The 18,739-nt window shown below is 71.7% G+C and carries 26 protein-coding genes and 1 pseudogene; 14 read left to right on the top strand and 13 right to left on the bottom strand.

What is annotated here, in order from left to right:
* Positions 1-282: 282 nt before the first annotated feature.
* Positions 283-639 carry a calcium-binding protein gene (locus ABD223_RS30155; RefSeq protein ID WP_344039993.1) on the top strand — a complete coding sequence of 119 codons (357 nt, stop codon included), beginning with the start codon at positions 283-285 and terminating at the stop codon, positions 637-639.
* Between the two features lie 373 nt (positions 640-1,012).
* Positions 1,013-1,783, top strand: coding sequence for an AfsR/SARP family transcriptional regulator (locus tag ABD223_RS30150; protein ID WP_344039992.1), 771 nt, complete (start codon positions 1,013-1,015; stop codon positions 1,781-1,783).
* Positions 1,784-2,283: 500 nt separating this feature from the next.
* On the opposite strand, the gene ABD223_RS30145 is transcribed toward ABD223_RS30150, so the two are convergent.
* The 3 genes from ABD223_RS30145 to ABD223_RS30135 all read right to left on the bottom strand — a co-directional run bounded on the left by ABD223_RS30145 (position 2,284) and on the right by ABD223_RS30135 (position 4,557).
* Positions 2,284-2,694: a hypothetical protein gene (locus tag ABD223_RS30145; protein ID WP_344039991.1), complete on the bottom strand. Its 411-nt coding sequence runs from the start codon at positions 2,692-2,694 to the stop codon at positions 2,284-2,286.
* Positions 2,695-3,450: 756 nt separating this feature from the next.
* Positions 3,451-3,903, bottom strand: coding sequence for an RICIN domain-containing protein (locus ABD223_RS30140; protein WP_344039990.1), 453 nt, complete (start codon positions 3,901-3,903; stop codon positions 3,451-3,453).
* 378 nt (positions 3,904-4,281) lie between these two features.
* On the bottom strand, positions 4,282-4,557 hold the full coding sequence (locus ABD223_RS30135) for a hypothetical protein (protein WP_344039989.1): 276 nt from the start codon (positions 4,555-4,557) through the stop codon (positions 4,282-4,284).
* A 227-nt stretch (positions 4,558-4,784) separates the two neighbouring features.
* On the opposite strand from ABD223_RS30135, the gene ABD223_RS30130 reads away from it, so the two are divergent.
* The 5 genes from ABD223_RS30130 (at position 4,785) to ABD223_RS30110 (ending at position 7,086) form a co-directional block, all read left to right on the top strand.
* Positions 4,785-4,985 carry a hypothetical protein gene (locus ABD223_RS30130; protein ID WP_344039988.1) on the top strand — a complete coding sequence of 67 codons (201 nt, stop codon included), beginning with the start codon at positions 4,785-4,787 and terminating at the stop codon, positions 4,983-4,985.
* A 152-nt stretch (positions 4,986-5,137) separates the two neighbouring features.
* Complete coding sequence (locus ABD223_RS30125; RefSeq protein WP_344039987.1) at positions 5,138-5,620, top strand: DUF4232 domain-containing protein; 483 nt, start codon at positions 5,138-5,140, stop codon at positions 5,618-5,620.
* Positions 5,621-6,040: 420 nt separating this feature from the next.
* Entirely contained in the window at positions 6,041-6,406 is a 366-nt protein-coding gene (locus tag ABD223_RS30120) for a DUF1330 domain-containing protein (RefSeq protein ID WP_344039986.1), read from the top strand.
* A 29-nt stretch (positions 6,407-6,435) separates the two neighbouring features.
* The gene (locus ABD223_RS30115) at positions 6,436-6,597 is read left to right on the top strand and encodes a hypothetical protein (protein WP_344039985.1); all 162 of its coding nucleotides are present in this window, start codon (positions 6,436-6,438) and stop codon (positions 6,595-6,597) included.
* A gap of 183 nt (positions 6,598-6,780) precedes the next feature.
* Entirely contained in the window at positions 6,781-7,086 is a 306-nt protein-coding gene (locus ABD223_RS30110) for a hypothetical protein (RefSeq protein ID WP_344039984.1), read from the top strand.
* A gap of 607 nt (positions 7,087-7,693) precedes the next feature.
* Here ABD223_RS30110 and ABD223_RS30105 read toward each other — a convergent pair.
* The 4 genes and pseudogenes from ABD223_RS30105 to ABD223_RS30090 all read right to left on the bottom strand — a co-directional run.
* Complete coding sequence (locus tag ABD223_RS30105; protein ID WP_344039983.1) at positions 7,694-8,284, bottom strand: acyl-CoA-like ligand-binding transcription factor; 591 nt, start codon at positions 8,282-8,284, stop codon at positions 7,694-7,696.
* Positions 8,281-9,675, bottom strand: coding sequence for an FAD-dependent monooxygenase (locus ABD223_RS30100; protein ID WP_344039982.1), 1,395 nt, complete (start codon positions 9,673-9,675; stop codon positions 8,281-8,283). The genes ABD223_RS30105 and ABD223_RS30100 overlap by 4 nt, the downstream gene beginning before the upstream one ends.
* A 109-nt stretch (positions 9,676-9,784) precedes the next feature.
* On the bottom strand, positions 9,785-10,420 hold the full coding sequence (locus ABD223_RS30095; protein WP_344040110.1) for a potassium channel family protein: 636 nt from the start codon (positions 10,418-10,420) through the stop codon (positions 9,785-9,787).
* Positions 10,421-10,480: 60 nt separating this feature from the next.
* Positions 10,481-10,894: pseudogene (locus ABD223_RS30090) on the bottom strand (potassium transporter TrkG); the annotation flags it as partial.
* A 76-nt stretch (positions 10,895-10,970) separates the two neighbouring features.
* Here ABD223_RS30090 and ABD223_RS30085 point away from each other — a divergent pair.
* Complete coding sequence (locus ABD223_RS30085) at positions 10,971-11,315, top strand: hypothetical protein (RefSeq protein WP_344039981.1); 345 nt, start codon at positions 10,971-10,973, stop codon at positions 11,313-11,315.
* 319 nt (positions 11,316-11,634) lie between these two features.
* Here ABD223_RS30085 and ABD223_RS30080 read toward each other — a convergent pair whose 3' ends face one another.
* From ABD223_RS30080 to rpmB, 5 genes are all read right to left on the bottom strand, one after another.
* Positions 11,635-12,537: a class I SAM-dependent methyltransferase gene (locus tag ABD223_RS30080; protein WP_344039980.1), complete on the bottom strand. Its 903-nt coding sequence runs from the start codon at positions 12,535-12,537 to the stop codon at positions 11,635-11,637.
* Positions 12,538-12,770: 233 nt separating this feature from the next.
* The gene (gene rpsR, locus ABD223_RS30075; RefSeq protein WP_344039979.1) at positions 12,771-13,004 is read right to left on the bottom strand and encodes a 30S ribosomal protein S18; all 234 of its coding nucleotides are present in this window, start codon (positions 13,002-13,004) and stop codon (positions 12,771-12,773) included.
* 8 nt (positions 13,005-13,012) lie between these two features.
* The gene (rpsN, locus tag ABD223_RS30070) at positions 13,013-13,309 is read right to left on the bottom strand and encodes a 30S ribosomal protein S14 (protein WP_344039978.1); all 297 of its coding nucleotides are present in this window, start codon (positions 13,307-13,309) and stop codon (positions 13,013-13,015) included.
* Positions 13,309-13,476, bottom strand: a complete 168-nt coding sequence (gene rpmG / locus ABD223_RS30065; RefSeq protein WP_033439124.1) for a 50S ribosomal protein L33 — start codon at positions 13,474-13,476, stop codon at positions 13,309-13,311. Before rpmG ends, rpsN begins: the two co-directional genes overlap by 1 nt.
* Complete coding sequence (rpmB, locus tag ABD223_RS30060; protein ID WP_344039977.1) at positions 13,476-13,715, bottom strand: 50S ribosomal protein L28; 240 nt, start codon at positions 13,713-13,715, stop codon at positions 13,476-13,478. The genes rpmG and rpmB overlap by 1 nt, the downstream gene beginning before the upstream one ends.
* A gap of 47 nt (positions 13,716-13,762) precedes the next feature.
* Between rpmB and mrf the strand changes: the two genes are divergently transcribed.
* From mrf to ABD223_RS30035, 5 genes are all read left to right on the top strand, one after another.
* Positions 13,763-14,857: a ribosome hibernation factor-recruiting GTPase MRF gene (mrf, locus tag ABD223_RS30055; protein ID WP_344039976.1), complete on the top strand. Its 1,095-nt coding sequence runs from the start codon at positions 13,763-13,765 to the stop codon at positions 14,855-14,857.
* The gene (locus ABD223_RS30050; RefSeq protein ID WP_344039975.1) at positions 14,854-15,105 is read left to right on the top strand and encodes a type B 50S ribosomal protein L31; all 252 of its coding nucleotides are present in this window, start codon (positions 14,854-14,856) and stop codon (positions 15,103-15,105) included. The genes mrf and ABD223_RS30050 overlap by 4 nt, the downstream gene beginning before the upstream one ends.
* Complete coding sequence (gene rpmF / locus ABD223_RS30045; RefSeq protein ID WP_344039974.1) at positions 15,105-15,266, top strand: 50S ribosomal protein L32; 162 nt, start codon at positions 15,105-15,107, stop codon at positions 15,264-15,266. Before ABD223_RS30050 ends, rpmF begins: the two co-directional genes overlap by 1 nt.
* Before the next feature lie 360 nt (positions 15,267-15,626).
* Positions 15,627-16,043 (top strand): transposase, encoded by a 417-nt coding sequence (locus tag ABD223_RS43675; RefSeq protein WP_380646788.1) that lies wholly within the window; start codon positions 15,627-15,629, stop codon positions 16,041-16,043.
* Positions 16,044-16,061: 18 nt separating this feature from the next.
* The gene (locus ABD223_RS30035; protein WP_344039973.1) at positions 16,062-16,787 is read left to right on the top strand and encodes a dienelactone hydrolase family protein; all 726 of its coding nucleotides are present in this window, start codon (positions 16,062-16,064) and stop codon (positions 16,785-16,787) included.
* Between the two features lie 77 nt (positions 16,788-16,864).
* Here ABD223_RS30035 and ABD223_RS43670 read toward each other — a convergent pair whose 3' ends face one another.
* Positions 16,865-17,200, bottom strand: coding sequence for a hypothetical protein (locus ABD223_RS43670; protein WP_425564032.1), 336 nt, complete (start codon positions 17,198-17,200; stop codon positions 16,865-16,867).
* 878 nt (positions 17,201-18,078) lie between these two features.
* Between ABD223_RS43670 and ABD223_RS30020 the strand changes: the two genes are divergently transcribed.
* The coding region (locus ABD223_RS30020; RefSeq protein WP_344039971.1) for an RICIN domain-containing protein at positions 18,079-18,739 on the top strand (661 nt) is incomplete at its 3' end.

The raw sequence follows: 18,739 nt of genomic DNA, 5'->3' as shown, positions 1-18,739 counted from the left end.
AGCGAAAAGCACCGTGCCCAACAGCGAGGACTCCCTCACCCCTTCGTGCCCGGCGACGTCCCCCGGGCCTGATCGCCTGGTGATCCTGCCGGCGTTCGCCCGGTGTCACGCGGCGGTAACGCTTCGCGGAACACGATGTTCGCCCGTATCCCAGAGACGAAGGAGGTCACAGTGCGAAGTCGACGATTTTACCCAATCGTGGCTGCGAGCGTCATGGTGATGGGGAGTTTGGCAGGTGCGGGTAGCGCTTCGGCGGCGGTCCCCTGCACGATCGGTCCCGGTGTGACGCAGACGGACACCACCGTGGTCGGATCCGGTGGCAACGACACGATCGACTGCACCAGCGCCAATCCGGGCAAGACCATCTACGGCAAGGGTGGCAACGACACCGTCACCGGCACCGCCTACGCCGACACGATCCACGGCGGCGCCGGCAACGACACGCTGACCGGTGGGGTCGGCAACGACGTCCTCAACGGCGACCTCGGCACGGACACGCTGAACGGTTCCGCGGGCAACGACAGGCTCAGTGGCCCCGGCACCGACCTCGCCCAGGACACCCTGAACGGCGGCGACGGCACCGACTCCTGCGGCCCGGTCGGTATTCCCCCCGACCTCCGCAGCAGTTGCGAGTCGTAGCACCAGGCACCGCGGAGACGGCTGCTCACAGGACACCGGTTGACGACCCGGCCCCGGAAGGGGCCGGGTCGCTCCGCGTGCGCGGTGCCGTCCGGATTCCGAATTCCGGGTAGCAGCCCCGAAAGTGTGGTTTGAGACGGTACGTCACGCGTGTGCACGCGTGGTGGATCCGAGTCCTGGGAGGGGTTCCGACAGCCAACGCCATCCTCCGCGCCCACGCACGTAACATGACTGACAGCAGATTGGCCGACGGATCAGGTCACAGACGGCTCCGGCAGCGGATGTGCGCGTGCCCGCGCGGCACGTGCGGGACGGGTCGGGCACCTTTGTGATCATCCTCAACGACACCGGCACCGGACCCATGACCTCACTCGTGACGAGGAACGCGCGCTTGGCCCAGGTCCGCCGAGCGGGATTGCGCGTCGCACTCCTCGACGGATTCCGGCTCACCGGCGGAGCCGACGCCATCCCGGTGCCCGGAGGCGCGGAGCGCCTGTTGGCGTTCGTGGCGATGCGCCACCGGCCGGTGGGACGCTTGCTCGTGGCGGGCTCCCTGTGGGCGGAGTCGACCGACGGCCACGCCTACGCGGCCCTGCGGTCGGCCTTGGCCCGGACGAACCGCGTCTGCCCGGACGCGCTGCTGGTCACTCCGTCCAGCCTGGAACTCGCCCCCGGTGTCTCGGTCGACCTGCGCGACGCCCAAGCGCTGGCCCACCGCCTGCTGGAAGCCGGCCCGCACGCCGCGGTGGACCTGAACAGGCAGGCGGTCGCCGTCCTGTCGTCGGAGTTGCTGCCTCACTGGTACGACGACTGGGTCGTCTCCGAGGCCGAGGACTGGCGTCAACTGCGGTTGCACGCATTGGAGGCGGTAGTGGACGGCCTGGTCGAGGCACGGCGCTTCGGTGACGCCACAGCTGCCGCGGGTGTGCTCGTCCGGGCCGACCCGCTGCGTGAGAGCGCCCAGGCCGCCCTCATCCGCGTCCACCTGGCCGAGGGCAACCAGTCCGAGGCGATACGCGTGTTCGACCGGTTCAGCCACCTGCTGCGCTCGGACCTGGGCCTGGTTCCCACTCCAGGGCTCCGGGACCTGATCGGGAGCCGGGCACCCGCGGCACCGGCATCCCCAGCCCGGCCATGGCCGTGATCAACGAAGAACTCGGTCACGGGTAGACACACCGGGTGACCAGCCGCCGCCGGCGAGGCGCTGCACTCCGGTACGCGGGTTCACCGCCACCCGCGTTCTTCACCTGGGGTCGCTCTCATGAAAAATCGCCGAAAACTCCTTTCGGCAGTTTTCGGCAGTGGTCACGAGCGTGGAGTCGAACTTGCCGAGAAGTTGTCGGGAGGGGTCCGGTATTCGCTGCGAGACGATTCTTGCCCGACCATGCGCTGAGTGCTTCGACTGTTCCGCCTACCCGGTCGCTATGGTCGCGGTCCGACTGTTGTCACCCTCCACCACAGTGCGCGTTGCCGGGTGAGGTGGACCTGCACGCCTCCTGGGCTGCGCGACCGCGGCTGCGAACGCCGCGGACATCGGGGCGATCGAACGCCCCGATGTCCTTCGAATCATTCGGCGACAGGGCGCGGACGAGCCCCAAAGGTCACCCGAAACTGTTGCGGTCGGGTGTCCCGGTCGCCCGCGCCCTACGCCTGAGCACAGGCCTTGAGCACGGCGGTGGTCGCGCTGGCGGAGGTGGCATAGGCGGCGGCGCTGGCCGCCGCGGCGGTTGCGGCAGCGGCGCTGAACTCGCCCAGGTTGGCCGCGGCGGCACTGATCGCGGCGGGGGTCCCGCTGGCGACGCCTTCCGCGAACGCCTTGGCCGCGGCCGCCGCGGCGGCGGAGTCGGCGACATTGGCGGCAGCCGCGGTGGCGGCGTTGGCGCTGTCGGTGGCGGCGGCGATGGCAGTGACGCAACCGGCAGGAGGCAGGGCTGCCGACGCGAAGTTCGCCGACACCTGATCCGCGGCGGGTGCGACCGCACTGGCCGGCACCACCACCAGCGCGGCAACGGCGCCGGCGGCGAAGACCGAGGCTGCGACACGACGAATGTCCATGGGTTGACCCCTTATCTTGAAGAAAGTGAGCCCCGACAGGTCCGAATAAAATTCAGTACCACTGGGGCAAAGTCGATCGAACCGAATCGGCTCATAAGTGAAGTATGCCCTCGAAAATCTTCGAGGTGCCGGAAGTCACCTATTCGTGTACTGCTTCGAGTCAATAACGTGGAGCCGGTTCGACGGCTCCTCGGGGCTCGAAGAATAACGCGGAGGGTGTCGTGGCCGTGGAGTTCCGCACCGTCGCGCGCGAGCCGCGCAACAGGAACCCCGGCTCGGCCACCTCTGTTCCGCGTGGACGGGAGTGGCTGAGCCGGGGTCCGGGGCTGCTCGACCAGTTTACTCCGCAGGTGAACCGGACGACACCGTCGTCGTGCGACGTTGTCCCGTGCACCGGCTGTCGGCTGCGGCCCTGTGCCGCCTGTCCGAGGCCGCCCAGGCGAATCCGAGCAGCGCACCCGCGCCGGCCAGGACCCGGTCCGACCGCAATCGAACGAACCGGACCGTCCACGCACAGCACGGCGCCGGTCAGCTCGGACAACGCGTCCGCACTGATCAACTGAAGCCCTTGGTCCCGATCTTCGCCTGTCGCAAGGAGGAGGATCGACCAAGGGCTTCACTCGTGATCAACCGGGTCTCACCCAGCCGCTCAGGGGTTGCATCCGGGCTGCGGTCCGCATCGAAATCGGCTGCGACGGCGTGACCTGCTGAAACCAAGAAGAACCGGTAGCGCCGGAGACCTCGTGGACGCCCTGCTCAGGGATTGGGCACCCACGCCGTCAGGTAGAAGCCGCCGCAACCCCACTGCGTGATCCCGGTGGGGGCGTAGTTGTTGTCCATCGCGGGGCACAGGTTGCTGTTCTTGTTGCGCAGGAAGAAGTTCTGGAACCAGAACTTCTGCGCGCCGCTCCCGTTGCAGGTGTGCTGCCGGACGACCGCGCCGACCTCTTTCGACCCGTTCTGGATGTCCATGCACCTGTTCGTGGCCTTGTTGCGCAGCTCTCCCCAGGTCCCGGACGAGTCCACCGTGAAGATCCAGCGCTGGGTCTGGGACCCGTTGCACGCGGCCGTCCGCAACTGAACCGTGGCCGTCGTCCCGTTGGGCACGTCGATGCACCAGCTGTAGCCGTAGGCTTGGATCGAGCTGTACTCCACGGCCGCCGCCGCCGGTGTGGCGGTGACGCCGACCAGCAGTCCCGCGCCTGCCACGGCCGCGGCGAATCGGGTCAGCCCTCGACGCGGCGAGTGAGCGGCAGGCATCCTGTCCCCTGTCTGCGATCGTCGTCGACGAAGCGACAGTGCCACGCGCCGAACTCGGGTGACGAGCCGCCATCCGGGTCGATTCGTCCGGGTCGGTGGGACGGGCCGCTCCCGCCGGCAAAGATCGATCGCGTTGGTGCGGTGGCGATGCTCACCCGATTGACGGCGGTGCCGGGGATCTCGGCGCGGTGGCGGCGCAGGACTTCGGCGGCCGTGATGACGGGCAGGTCGCCGCGGGCGCGCGGGGTGCGGGGGCCGCCGGGTGACGACTCGTCCCGATCGCGGAACGCGAACCGATCGCGAGGTCGTCCGCACCGGCCCGTTCGGTCAGTGCCTGTCGTCGATCGCGAAGCGGAAGCGGCCGTCGACGTCCATGCGCACGTCCAGCAGCTTGTCGCGCAGGTGCCCGGCCGCGTCCGGGGCGACGAAGACCTGGCCGCCGGTCGGCGCGGCGACCACCTCGTCCCGCGTCACCGGGTGGGCGGCCACCGCCGGCGTGATGCTCCGCGTCCCGTCCCGGTCGGCCCAGCCGATCCGCAGACCGCCGGCGCCGCGGGTCGGCTCGCCGATGGCCGAGGCTGCCGTGGCGTCGATGTCGAGCACCGTCGATCTCCTCCGTTCGGGGTTCCGGTCATCGCCGAGGCCAGGTGGTCGTTGCCGGTTCCGGGCGTGACGGTGTTGTGCCGCAAGGAGATCGTCAGGAACGGGACTTGCGATCCCGTGATCGCAAGGTTGTTGTCAGGTCCACCCGGTGCGAGCGGTGGGAGACTGGGGGTGTTCCAGCGGCATCCACTTACCACCGCGCTGCTCCAAGCGCCCGGAGGTGAGCGGTGGACGACGCCGACGACGAAGTCGTCCTGGTGTCGCACGACGACGGCTCGCTCTCGGGTGACGTCGCGGCCTGGCTGCGCAACCGCCTGAACGGGTGGCCTCGCCTGGACGTGCTGCGGGTCGGCGTCCCGTCAGCGTGGGCAACAGGAATCCGCCGGGCAACCTTGCGCTTGCCGGACGAGCCACATCTGGGACGATGACCTGGGTAGTCCCGTGGTGAAACCGACTTCGAGGACAGGAGCCGCCGATGTTCCGCAAGACCGCCCGAACGGGTGCCCTGGCCGCTGCGTCATGCCTGGCCGCAGTTCTGCCGGCCGGCTGTAGCACCGCGGAGCAACCCGCCGGCGCGCCGGTGATCGCGAACGCCCTGAAGTCCGATCCGCTGCGCAGCACCGGGGGCGTCGAGCAGTGCCTGACCGCGGGAGTGGGCATCAGCCTCGGCTCCGGCCACAACGACATGCAAGGCTTCCACGTGCCCCTGCGGTTCACCAACACCGGCTCGCGACCGTGCACGCTCCAGGGCGCACCGGGAGTCTCCTACGTCACCGGTGAGGGAGAGGAGCAGATCGGTCTGCCCGCCGAGCGCGGCACCGGCGGCCCGGTGGTGACCCTGGCGCCCGGCGAGACCGCGTCCGCCGCCCTGTTCCTCTCCAGCGCGCCGCGCAAGACACCGGCCTGCGAGCAGGTCCGAGCGGGTGGGCTGCGGGTCTACCCGCCGGACAACACCGAACCGGTGTTCGTCGAACACGGCGCCACCACGTGCGCACCGCCGCTCGACGGCCCGTTCCTGGAGGTCGGGCCGGTCCGACCCGGAGCCGGCAACACGCGGACCTGAGACCGCGTCGCACGTGCGGTCCCGCGAGGACGCGCGCGCACCGGCAGGACCGCGATGGCCGTGCCCGGACGGTCAGGTCCTCCTCACACCCGGCGCCGGTCCACAGCGCGTCGGCGAATGCCCGGCGGTGCACGGTGATCGTCAGGTTCGGCGGATCGTGCCGGTGGCAGACTCGGCGCCGTGTTCCCTGCGTGGCGCTCCGACCGTCGTCTACCCGCACCGCCCTGGCGGTGAACCGGCCGGCCCGCCCGCCACCCGCCTGCCCGGGGTCGACGGGCCCTGCCTGGAGGTGGGACCGGTCGCGCCGGGTCGGGGGAACACCGGTCTGCCGAAGTCGTGAGAACCGGGTGGCCGTGAAGTCCGTGCCGGCCGGTGGATGCGCCGATGCGGGCGGGTCGTGCGGGGGGCACGCTGGACCACATGGCCGTTGATCCGCGTGGCGCGGACTTGAAGCGACTGCTCGCCGAGGACCCGGGCGGTCCGGTGGTGATGCTGAACCTGTTGCGGTTCGCCGAGGGCGGTGCCGAGTCCTACCGGGAGTACGCGCGTCACCTGCGCGAGACGTTCCTGCCCCGTTATGGTGGCGAGGTCCTCTACGCCGGGGTCGGTTCCACGGTGCTGGTCGCCGAGGACGGGCAGAGCTGGGACGCGGTGGTCGTCGTGCGCTACCCGGACCGGGCCGCGTTCAGCCGCATGGTGGCCGACCCCGGGTACCAGGAGGTCACCCGCCTGCGGTCGGTGGCGTTGACGGAGGCGGTGCTCCAGGCCACCGCGCCCTGGGGCTGAACCCGGTCGGCGCGGTGACAGGGGTGGGAATGCGCGGCAAGGCAGTGATCTTCGCTGTGGTGGCGGTGGTCCTGGTCGCGGGCACGGCGGTGGCGCAGGGGGCGCGTGCGGCGGTGTTCGCCTCGTTGGGGTGCGCCCTCGCGGGCATCGTCCTGGCGCTGATCGCCCACTCCCACCGGGACCGTCGCTGACGTCGTCGGTTCCGCCGCCTGGCGCGGACGGCGGGCTACCGCCGTGGGGCCCATGGTGATCGCGGCGGTGGAGCAGCACCACCCGCCCGGGAGGCGTCTGGTGGACGATCCGTCGGCCGTCTCGGTGCTGCCGCCGGTGTCGCGGTGGGTGGCGAGGCTTGCGGGTCGGTCGCGGGTGCGCGGGTGGCGGTCAGGGCCTCGGAGCGCAACGCACCCGGTGTCCAGGGTGGAATCGCCTGCCGGCACGACTTCGTCGACGGCAGCGACACGCACGGCGCCGACGCCCTGCACCGGCGGTTCGTCGCCGGGCAGCGCCTGTGGCGGATCGGCCTGCGCCCCCGAGACGTGGGCGCCCTGTTGACCGGGTACGGCTGGCGGAAGGTCGAGGACGTGGGGGCGGAGGAGTTCCAGGTGCGCTACGTGCGCCCCACCGGCCGCGACGTGCCGGTGTCGCCGTTGGAGAGGACGGTGCTGGCCGAGAAGCCGTGAACACCGGCCCGGGCGCCGGCCGCCCGTCGTGACGACGGCCTCCACCGACGATCGCCGTCGTGGTCACGGGAGCTGGTTCCGGTATCGGGTTGTGCGCGGCCCGGGAGTTGGCCGAGCGCGGACCTCGACGCGGTGATCCACAACGCGGCGAACTTCGACCAGTCGCTGCGCCGGCCGCGCTACACGTCGGCCGGGCACGAGTTGATCTGGGCGACCAACCACCTGGGGCCCTTCCGGCTGACGGCCGCGCTCAGCGGGCTGCCGCGGGCGGCGTCCCACCCGAAAGTGGTCACCACGCCCCGCATCAGGATCCGCTTCGGCCACCTGGACGGCGCCGGCTGGTACAGCCCGACCAGGGCCTGCTACCACTTGAAGCCGGCCCAAATCATGTTCAGCTTCGAGCCGGCGGCGAGGACCGCGGGCCACGTGGACGTGACGTGCCTCCGGGTGCCAGCGGTGCGGTTGGGCGCCGACCGGCTGGCCGGCATGCCGCGCCCGTTGCGCGTGCTGGCGGACGGATGGAGCTGTTCGCGGCTCTCACCGGGAACCCGTCGTGGGCCTGGTGGGACGACGACCGGTCAGGGGCGTCCGGGCCTGATGCCGTGGGCTAGGGCTCCGGGTCCAGGGCGGCGAACGCCTGGTCGATCAGCGAGCGGAGGTCGTCGGCGCCGTCGCCTTCGACCCAAGCGGTCAGGGCGGTGGTGAGGGCCGCCGTGGCGGCCGCGGCGATGACGCGCAGCCGCAGGTCGACCGGTCGTCGTTCGCGGTCGGCGAGGGCGGTGGCGAGCAGGTCGCCGGTGGTGGCGGTGTTGTGCCACTGCCGCGCTTGCAGGGCGGGGGTGGTGACGATCAGCCGGGTTCGGGCGTAGACGGCGTCGCGGTCGGTGTCGAGCACCGCGTCCAGGCCGGTGCGCAGGGCCGCGCGCAGTGCCTCCAGGGGGTTCTCCCCGGCGGGACGGGCGCGGACCAGGTCGGCGATGAACGGGTCGTAGTCGTCGTCCTCGACCACGGCTTCCTTGGTGGGGAAGTAGCGGAAGAAGGTCATGTGCGACACGCCCGCCGCGGCGGCGATCTCCTCGACGGTCGTGGCGTCGTAGCCCTGGTCGAGGAACAGCCGCAGCGCGTGTTCCTGGATCGCGCGGCGGGTGCGCGCCTTGCGCTGCTCGCGCAACCCGCCCCGCTCTGCCTGGTTCGTCACCGGTCAAGCATGACCGCCGGCGCCCGGCGCAGCGCGTCCGGCTCCGGCTGGCCGCGCCAGGCCAGGTGGCCGTCCGGGCGCACCAGCAGCGCGTCGCCGTCGCGGCGCACGTGCCGGACGTCGCCGAGCGCGTCGCGGGCGACCGCGGCGCAGCCGTCGTCCAGACGTGAGGCGAGGGTCCAGGCGAACCGGTCGGTGGCCGCGAATTCCGGCACCCGGTCGCCGACCCTGGGCCGTCGGCCGAACGGCGAGCGGGCGTAGCTGGTGCGCAGCTGCGAAGCCCGTTCCCAGATCAGCCTCTCCGCCGGTGGGAGGCTCATCAGGGGGAACAGCACGTGGTCGCGCACCAGCCTGCTCGCGGCGGATTCGCCCAGCACGAGCCCGGTGAGGCCGCTGGTGGCGCCCAGCACCTCCTCGGCGACGGGGCGGCGTTCGGCCTGGTAACCGTCCAGCAGTCGGTCGCCCGCGCGGCCCGAGGCCACCAGGGCCAGTCGCCACGCCAGGTTCTCGGCGTCGCCCAGGCCCGTGTTCACGCCCTGTCCGCCGAACGGGCTGTGGATGTGCGCGGCGTCGCCGGCCAACAGGACCCGGTGGCGCCGGTAGGTCTCGGCCAGGCGGCGGTGGATGCGGAACACCGACGCCCACACCCACTCGTCCGACGCCCGGATGTGCACGCCGGCGTGCCGCCGTGCCGCGCCGGTCAGGAATTCCGGGACGTCCTGCACCGAGGTGCCGGGGGCGGGCGCCATGAACCGCCACACCCCGCCGGGCAGGGGGAAGGCGGAGAACACCTCCCCGCCGCGCACCCACACCCCGACCGCGTCCGGGGGCAGCGGCAGGTCCGCCCGCACGTCGCCCAGCACGAAGCCCTCGACCAGCGGCACGCCGGGGAAGCCGACGCCGGCGGCCTTGCGGACCGCGCTGTGCGCGCCGTCGCAGCCGACCACCCAGTCGGCCGTCACCGGTCCGGCCGTGGTGGACAGCGCCACCCCGCGGTCGTCCTGGTCGAGCCCGGTGACCGCGGTGTCCCACTCGACCCCCACCCCCGGTTCGGCCAGGCGGGCCCGCAGTCCGGCCTCGACCTCGGCCTGCGACACCAGCAGCCCGGGACGGCGGACCAGCGGGGTGGGCCGCCCGACCCGCAGTTCACCCGAGCGGCGACCGCCGACGTGGACCACCACCCGCCGGATGCCGACCGACCGGGCCGGCAGGTCTCCCAGTGCGCCGAGCCGTTCCAGCACCTCGCTGCCGCGCGGCTGCAACCCCAGCGCGCGGGAGGTGGTCGCCGGTCCGGGCGCGGCGTCCACCACCCGTACCGCCACACCGTGGATGCGCAGCGCGCACGCCGTTGCCAAACCCGTGGGACCAGCGCCCACCACCACCACGACCATGAGCCGTAGTGTTATTGACTAACAAAAGTTAGTCAATAACATTTTGTTGATGGACGTCGGGGATGTCGCCGTGGTCGGCGTCGCGGTGGGGGCGGGGGAACGTCCGGGGTCAGGTGAGGTCGGCGAAGGTCTCGACCTGGGTGGTGCGGCCGGCGACGATGACGATGTCGCCCTTCTCCACGACGGTGTCGGCGGTGGCGTAGGTGAAGTCCTGGCCGGGGCGCTTGATCGCGACGACGGTGATGCCGTGGTGGGTGCGCAGTCGACTGCGGCCCAGGGGCACGCCGACGGCTTCGGCCGGGGCGAGGGTCTTGACCATCGCGTAGTCGTCCTCGAACTCGATGTAGTCCAGCATGCGGCCGGTGACCAGGTGGGCGACGCGCTCGCCCATGTCGTGCTCGGGCAGCACGACGTGGTGGGCGCCGACGCGCTCCAGGATGCGTCCGTGCCGGCGGCTGGTGGCCTTGGCCCAGATGTGGGGGACGGCGAAGTCGGCCAGCAGGGAGGTGGTGAGGATGCCGGCTTCCAGGTCGCTGCCGATGGCCACGACGGCGCGCCGGTAGTCGGGCACGCCCAGCCGGCGCAGGGCGGTCTCGTCGGTGGAGTCGGCCACGGCGGTGTGGGTCAGTTCGTCGGCGTAGCGCTGCACGAGCGCGGGGCGGGAGTCGATGGCCAGGACCTGGGAGCCGTGGGCGGCCAGTTCCCGGGCCAGGGAGCCGCCGAAGCGGCCCAGGCCGATGACCACGACGCGGGCGGGGCGGGGTGCTGCCGGCAGCAGTTGCCCGGCGGGCGGGATGGCGGCGGTGATGCCGGTGGACAGGCCCACGGTGCCGAACGCCGAGACGGTCTCGAACAGCACCGCGTCCAGGGGGAACCCGGTGATCAGCAGCAGGACCAGGGTCGCCGTCGCCACCGCGCCGACCCCCAGCAGGGCGACGGTGAGGGCTTGCCGCTGGACCTCGGCGGACAGGCGGCGGCCCAGCACGTGCACGCTGGGCTCGCCCCGGATCTCGGCGGCGATGACGAACGCCGGCAGCGCGAAGGTGGTCACCTTGATCCCGCCCGCGGTGCCGGCGCCGCCGCCGCCGATGAACATCAGGAAGTCGGTGAGCAGGGTGATGCGGGCGTGCAGCGACCAGCGGCGCAGCCTGCCCCGGAGCCGGCGGCCGATCTCGAACAGCACCGGGAACCCGAGACCGCCGGTGATCAGCGCGAGCATGACCGGCACGGTGATCCACGGGTCGGTCGCGAAGGGGGTCAGGTTGGTGGCGTAGAGGGCGAAACCGGCGTTCCCCGTGCGGCGATACCCGGCCCGCGCGCTGCTGGACGGCGCCGACGACGCGACCGCGCTGTTCACCCGGATCGTCGAGCGCACCCGGCAGTGGCCGGCCCAGCGGGAGGCGGCCGGTGGCGTTCGGCCGACCGCCGACCCGCGGGCGCGGGCAGTGGTCTACGTGTCGTGGCAGCTCGCCCCGCTCGTGCTCGGCGACCAGGTCGGACGGCTGCTGGGCGGCGACCCGGCCGAGACCGCGACCGCCACGCGGGCGGCCCGCACGGGACTGGAGATGCTCACCGGCGGCCTGTTCGCCGACGAGCGCCGGCTGGCCGCGTTCACCGAGCTGGACGGGGGAGCGCGGTGAGGGCGCTGCTGGTCACCCACGGCACCCGCGGGGACGTGCAGCCGATGCCGGCATTGGCGGTGGCGCTGCGCGGCGCCGGGCACGAGGCGCTGCCGGCCGCGCCGGAGTCGTTCGCCGCAGCGGCCGCCGAGCACGACGTCGAGTTCGCGGCCTTGGACGAAGGTCCCAACCGGCTCATGGGCGACCCGGTGGTCGAGCAGGCCACCGACGGCGGCCACCGCCGCGCACGACCCGGAAATCCGCCGCCGGGCCGCGGAGGTCGGCGACCTCGTGCGCGCCGAGAACGGCGTCGCACGCGCCGTCACCGCCCTGGAGGACCTCATCCGTTAGGAGGAACCCGCGATGGACCTCGCCGACCGGGTCGGGACCTTCCCCAGTGCGCCGTGCGGGCGGTCAGCAGCGCCAAGTCCGTGCGGTGTCCCAGCCAGGCCGCGTCGGCCGGGTTGAGCAGTCGTGCCCACGTCGCGGTGTCCTCCCCGTCCAGGTAGGCGCGCGCCCGGTCGACCCGGGCCGCGAACTCCTCCAGGACGACGGCGCGCACGGGCTCGGGTAGCGGCGCCGGCACGTCGACCAGTGCGCTGCGGCTGGTGATCCCGACCAGTCCCGCGTCGGCCAGCAGGTCCACCCACCCCTTGGGTTGGCGTTGTTGGCCGAACCAGTCGGCGAACCAGCGGTTGTGGGCCTCGTCCAGGCGCACCTCCGGGCCGGGGCGTCCCACGCCCACGTCCCAGGGCAGGCATCGCGTGGGCAGGCCGCCCTCGCCCAGGCACAGGACGCCACCGGGGCGCAGCAGTCCGGCCAGGCCGGTCACGGTCGCGCCCCAGTCGCGGGTGTGGTGCACGCACGCCGACGACCACACCGCGTCCACCGGTTCGGGCAGCGCCGGCGGGCCGTCCTCCAGGTCGTGCGAGACGAGGCGGACGCGGTCGGCCACGCCCGCCTCGTGCGCCGAGCGGAGTACCTCGTCGAGCATGGCCGGGTCGTGGTCCACCGCGTAGACCCGGCCGTTCTCGCCGACCGCGCGGGCGAGGGCGACCGTCGCGGACCCCGCACCCGGGCCGATGTCCGCGACCACGTCGCCCGTCGTGGCGGACAGGGACGTGAGCAGGGACAGGGTGGCGGGGAGGAAGACCGCCTCGGCTGCCGCCGGATCACTGGTGGACGGACCGGTCGCGCCGGTCGGGGGTGGGGGTTGTGGTCCTGGGGTTCGCGTAGAAGACACTTGGTTACGATAATCACTTTCGTTACCGCGTCTCCGGTGCCGGGTTGGTCGAGGGGGTCCGGCGGGCGCGCGACGAGGCGGGCGTGGGGGTTGAGCCTGCGCGGCGGGTCCTCGCGCAGGGTGCGGCAGGTGCGGCCGTTGGTCGGCTCGACCGGGCGCTCGCCGCCCCGGCCGGAGGCCGGCGAGGCCGGGGCGGTGCGCTCCGCCTGAGGGGGCGGAGCACACCGGTGGGGTCAGCGGCCCTGGGACGGGTAGGGGAGCAGGGCCATCTCGCGGGCGTTCTTGATGGCGGTGGCGACGTGGCGTTGTTGCTGCGGGGTCAGGCCGGTGACGCGGCGGGAGCGGATCTTGCCTCGGTCGGAGATGAACTTGCGCAGCAGGGCGGTGTCCTTCCAGTCCACCTCGGTGATCCCCTCCTTGCGCAGGAGGTTGACGCGGCGCTTGGGCGGGCGTTCGGGTCTGGGCACGGTTCCTCCTACCAGCTGGATTTGGTGACGCCGGGCAGTTCGCCCCGGTGGGCCATCTCGCGCAGCCTGATCCGGGACAGGCCGAAGGCGCGGAACACCGCGCGTGGCCGGCCGTCGACGGTGTCGCGGTTGCGCAGTCGGGTGGGGCTGGCGTCGCGGGGCAGCTTCCGCAGCGCGGCCAGCGCCTCGTCCCGCCGCTCGGGGTCGGTGCGGATGATCTCCTTGAGCTCCGCGCGCCGCTCGGCGTGGCGGGCGACGACCTCGCGGCGCTGCCGGTCCTTGGCGATCTTCGACTTCTTGGCCATCAGCGCTCCTCCTTGAAGTCGACGTGGCGGCGGACGACGGGGTCGAACTTGCGCAGCACGAGCCGGTCGGGGTCGTTGCGGCGGTTCTTGCGGGTGACGTAGGTGTAGCCGGTGCCCGCGGTGGAGCGGAGCTTGATGATCGGCCGGACGTCGGTGGACTTGGCCATCAGACCTTCACCCCCTGGCGGCGCAGCTCGGCGACCACGGACTCGATGCCGCGCTTGTCCACGGTCTTGATGCCCTTGGTGGACAGGTTGAGCACGACGTGCCGGTTCTCCGAGGGCAGCCAGTAGCGGCGGCGCTGGGTGTTGGGCAGCCAGCGCCGCGAGGTGCGGCGGTGGGAGTGCGAGACCTGCTTGCCGAAGCCGGGCTTGCGCCCGGTGACCTGGCAGTGCCGTGACGACATGTGACCTCCAGTTTAAAACGACAATCGTTTCCGTTAGGCTAGCCCACATGGAAACCGAGGTCGTACTGGTGGCCGGTCTCGCTGACCACGACGTGGCGGAGGAGGTCTGGCGGGCGTCGCCGGGGTCGGTGCTGGTGCGCCACGACCTGCGCGACCTCGCGCAAGGCGTGGTGCGCCGGTGGGTGGACGGCGAGCTGACCGTGCTGGAGCCGGCCCACGGCTGCATCTCGTGCACCCTGCGGCTGGACCTGCTCCCGCTGCTGGAGCGCCTGGGCGGTCGCGTGGTGGTGCAGCTGGACCCGGCGCTGGAGCCGGAAGCCGTGTGCTTCGCCCTGCGCGAGGTCGACGTCCGCGTCGATGCCGTGGTCACCGTCATCGACGCCGGCACCTGGCTGGCCGACGCCACCGGTGAGGAGACCCTGGCCGACCGTGGCCTGGACGCGGCCGAGGGCGATGAGCGGACGGTGGCACAGGTGGTCGTGGGTCAGGCGGAGTTCGCCGACGCGATCGTGCTGACCGGCGCCGGCGCGGACCCGGTGCTGGACGCCGTGCTGGACCGGCTCAACCCGCGCGCGCCCCGACTCGACCGGCGCGCGCTGGACGTGACCGCCCTGCTGGCCGCCATCCCGGACGACGCCCGCCGGGGTCGCTTCGACGACGGCTTCGGCGCCCTGCTGCACGGGCAGCCGCTCTTGGAGCCCGCCCACGGCGTGGCGGTGGTCCACTTCGTCGAACGCCGCCCGTTCCACCCGATGCGCCTGCACGAAGCGCTGGACGTGCTGTTCGACGGCGTCGTGCGCACCCGCGGGCGGGTGTGGGTCGCCAGTCAGCCGGACGCCGCGCTCTGGCTCGAATCCGCCGGCGGCGGCCTCAACGTCGGCAACCTCGGGCCGTGGCTCGCGGCCGTCGACGACTGGTCCGGGGTTCCCGCCGAACGCCGGGCGGTCGCGTCGGCGACGTGGGACCCCTACTACGGCGACCGGTCGCAGGAGCTGGTGGTCATCACCGCGTCCGCGTCGGTCGAGGAGATCACCGCGGCACTGCGCGGGGCGCTGGTGACCGATGAGGAACTGGCGCTGGCCGACGAGTTGGAGTTCGTCGACCCGTTCGCCGAGTGGCACGACGAGATGGAGGAGTTGTGAAGCAGGGCATCCACCCCGACTACCACCCGGTGGTCTTCCAGGACCAGTCGACGGGCAAGGCGTTCCTGACCCGGTCGACGGCCACGTCCACCAAGACGGTCGAGTGGGAGGACGGCAACACCTACCCGCTCATCACCGTCGACATCACCTCTGATTCCCATCCCTTCTGGACCGGCACCCAGCGGCTGGTCGACACCGCCGGCCGCGTCGAGAAGTTCAACCGCCGCTACGGCAGGAGGAACCGCTGATGGCCGTCCCCAAGCGCAAGACCTCGCGCAGCAACACGCGCCACCGCCGCTCGCAGTGGAAGGCCGAGGTGCCCGACCTGGTCCCGGTCACCACCCTCGACGGCCGCAAGCTCGTCGTGCCCCGCCGGCTCGTGGCCGCCTACCGCCGCGGCCTGTTGTAGCCGTACGGGTCACGAAGGCGCCCGCCTCGGCCACGTGCGCCCGCAGAGCCGGAACAAGCCCGCTTGACGGGCTTGTTCCGGCTCTGCGCTGTTTTCCGGTGACCCGGCAGGACGTCGCAGGCGCCGCAAGGGACCCGGTACCGGTCTTCCCCTACGACTCCGGCACCGACCAGCCCTTCACCGCGGGCAGCCAGGCGCCCCCCAACGAGATCATCGCCCTCGCGGGCGGGCGCAACATCCCGGTGGTCCCGGTCGTCCCATGGTCGTCGTGCGGCATGTCGCCTGTTTCCCCGCTGTCGGCTCCGCGGTCTTGCGCCACTACGGGGTCGGCGCTTCTGCGATACCTGACTGGTCGCTGGAATGTGGACCGGTGGAGGACATGGCAGTTGGAAATCTGAGGTGATGGTGCCGGCTAGCGGTGCACGCACGAAGGCAGAGAATGCCCTGATCGCATGGATCGACCAGTGCGGACTGCGCTCCGACGCCGCACCGCCCGGTCGGTCTTGGGCGCCGAAAGGGCATATGCCGATCGTGAAGGTGCCCGGGAAACGGCTGCGGATCAACGTCATGTCCGTGGTCGCCTCACGGGGCGCGCTGTGGTTCACCGTGTGCACCGACCGCCGAAGCACGCGGACAAGGGAAGCCAGGCATGTTGCTGGGCGTCGCTGCCCCGTGGGAACGGGGTTTGTGATGGATCTCGTGAGCTATCGCCACATGTCAGAGGCACACCCGCGCTGTTCTGCCGGCGGTGAACACCGGCCCGATCGGGCTCGATGATCACTACGGTCCAGTCTCATGACGACGGTTACAACGCGCACAGTCGAGTACCCGGCCGACGGTCTGACGATGATCGGGCACCTCGCGCTCCCCGCCGGTGTCGACCGCCGGCCCGCGGTGCTGCTCGGACCGGAGGGCGTGGGGCTCAGCGACGTCGATCGCCGCCGGGCCGATGCGCTCGCCGAGCTGGGATACGTGGCGCTAGCCTTCGACCTTCACGGCGGGCGCTATTTGGGCGACCCCGAGGAGATGCTGGCCCGTTGCATGCCGCTGCTGGCCGATCCCGACCGGATGCGGGGCATCGGCCATGCGGCGCTCGACGTGTTGCGCGCCGAACCGCGGACCGACCCCGACCGGATCGCCGCCGTCGGCTACGGCACCGGGGGCGCCGTCGGGCTGGAACTCGGGCGCGATGGCGTCGACCTGCGCGCGATCGGGACAGTCAACGGACTGACCACGGGCCGACCGGGCGAGGCGGCGCGCATCCGCTGCCCGGTGTGGGCCGGGGTCGGATCGGAAGACCCGATCATGCCGCCCGCGCAACGGGACGCGTTCACCGCCGAGATGCAGGCCGCGGGCGTCGACTGGCGCCTCGTGGTCTACGGCGGCGCCTTGCACGCCTTCCACCACCCGTCGGTCGACCACCCCGTGCTCCCCGGCGTCGGCTACCACCCACAGCATGCGCAGCGCGCCTGGCACGACGTCATCAACCTGCTCGCCGAATGCCTGCCCGCAACGGAGTGATCCGGTAGGCAGCGAACTCCTTCGGGCGATCGCGCAACGGAGGCGGGTGAGGCGGCCGGCGCCTCGTCCACGTGGGTTCAGTCGGCTGGGTGGACGAAGTGGGCGATCTGGTCGCCGGTCGTGTCGAACACCGCGGCGCTGGTCTGGCCGCCGAGGCCGCGGACCAGCGCGGCCAGGTAGGGGTCGGCGCTGTCCCAAGGGCTGCTGTTGTCGGTGCGCACGTGGACGATCAGGCCCGGCTCGTCGGCTGCCGGAGCCGTGCTCGATGCCGCGTCGGGCGATGACCGGGGGATGTCGCGGGCGCGGGCCAGGCGGCGGTACCTGTCGTGGTCGTAGCCGCGGTCGGAGTAGAGCCCGGCAGTGCGCCGCCTCGGTTGGCACGGTCTCGTCGACGCAGGCATCAAGGTCGTCAAGATCCCACCAGGTGTCCACGAGCCAACACCGATGCCGAACGATTCGTCGGCACCGCCAGACGCGGGGTCACCGACCGATCGCACAGCCCGGCTGCCTGTCCGCGCGCCGCCGACCAGGGCGCGGATCCTGTTCCAGCGGCCGGCCCTCGTGCCCGGCGCGGACTCCTGCGCCGAGGTGGTCGCCGTGTTCTGCGACGGCGGCCAGGACACCGCGGACCACCTGCTGGACGTGCTGTGCGCGGCGCACCTGGTGGACCACTACGCGCCACACCGTTACCGGTTCCACGACTTGTTGCGCGCCTGCGGAGTGGACGCGCGGGCGAGGGCGAGCAGGACGTGTGGTCGTCGGCCGACGCGCTGCGGGCGTACTTCCGGTTTCGCGGGCGTGGTCCGGACTGGCTCTCGACGGCCAATGCCGGGCTGAATGCCACTACCGGTGCCTCAATTGTTCACAAGTGTGATCAGCGCCCGTCGATCCTGTTCACGAGTATGACCGCACGCATTGATCCAGTAGCCGGTGGATGGTCGTTCTGATGGCCCTTGACCTCGGCATTCGATGGCATTCGACACTTGTTCGACGCAGTCGCCGAAACCGTTGTTGACCGGCTACTTGCCGACCATCTAGAGTTCGGCGGGAAAGCTATTCCCACAACGATGTGAGGAAGCACCTTGGACGCGTGGTATTAGCCGGCGCGTGCCGGTGGGTTTCTCGCCAGCGGGTTCCGCCCAGCGTGAGTAGTCGCCACTGCCAGTTCCGGCGTCCGGGTAAGTCAGAAGCGGAGTAGTCGATGAATGTTCAACCTCCCACCACGCGCGCCGCAGGGCCCCACCGCGCGCGATGGCGTGCGGGCGCGGCAGCGGCGGCGGGCGTCACGGCGTTGGCCGCCACGCTCGTCGCCTGGCCGATCACGACCGCTTCGGCGGCGATCGGCGCGGGCACGTACACGGTGAAGAACGTGGGCAGCGGACACTGCCTCAACGTCCCCAACGGGACCACGACCGCGGGCGTTCAGCTCCAGCAGGCGTCGTGCGGCACCGCGAGCAGCCAGCAGTGGACGTTCACGGCGGTCAGCGGCGGTTACCGGATCAGCTCGGTCGCCACGGGCCTGTGCGCCGGCGTGCAGGACGCGTCCACGTCGGCGGGCAAGGCGATCCAGCAGGTCGCGTGCACCGGCGGTCCCGGCCAGACCTGGACGGTGACCGCGAGCGGCAGCAACTACCGCCTGGTCGACACCAACAGCACCAAGTGCATGAACATCAAGGACAGCTCGACCGCCGTCGGCGCCGGGGCGCAGATCAACTCCTGCGACAGCGTGGCCACCAAGCAGTGGACGTTCACCCCGGTGAGCGGCGGGCCCACCTCCACCAGCACCTCGACGTCCACGTCGACTTCGACCTCGACCTCCACCACGACGTCGACGTCGACGACGACCTCCACGACTACGACCACGTCGAACCCGCCTGCGGGTGTGGCGACGGGTTACGCGTCCCAGAACGGGGGGACCACCGGTGGCAGGGGTGGTGCGACGGTGCGGGCGA

Origin of the sequence: Saccharothrix xinjiangensis, assembly GCF_039527585.1 — a bacterium.
Taxonomy (GTDB): domain Bacteria; phylum Actinomycetota; class Actinomycetes; order Mycobacteriales; family Pseudonocardiaceae; genus Actinosynnema; species Actinosynnema xinjiangensis.
Note: the sequence above shows the minus strand (reverse complement) of the source record. Positions and strands in the feature narration are given on the sequence as shown.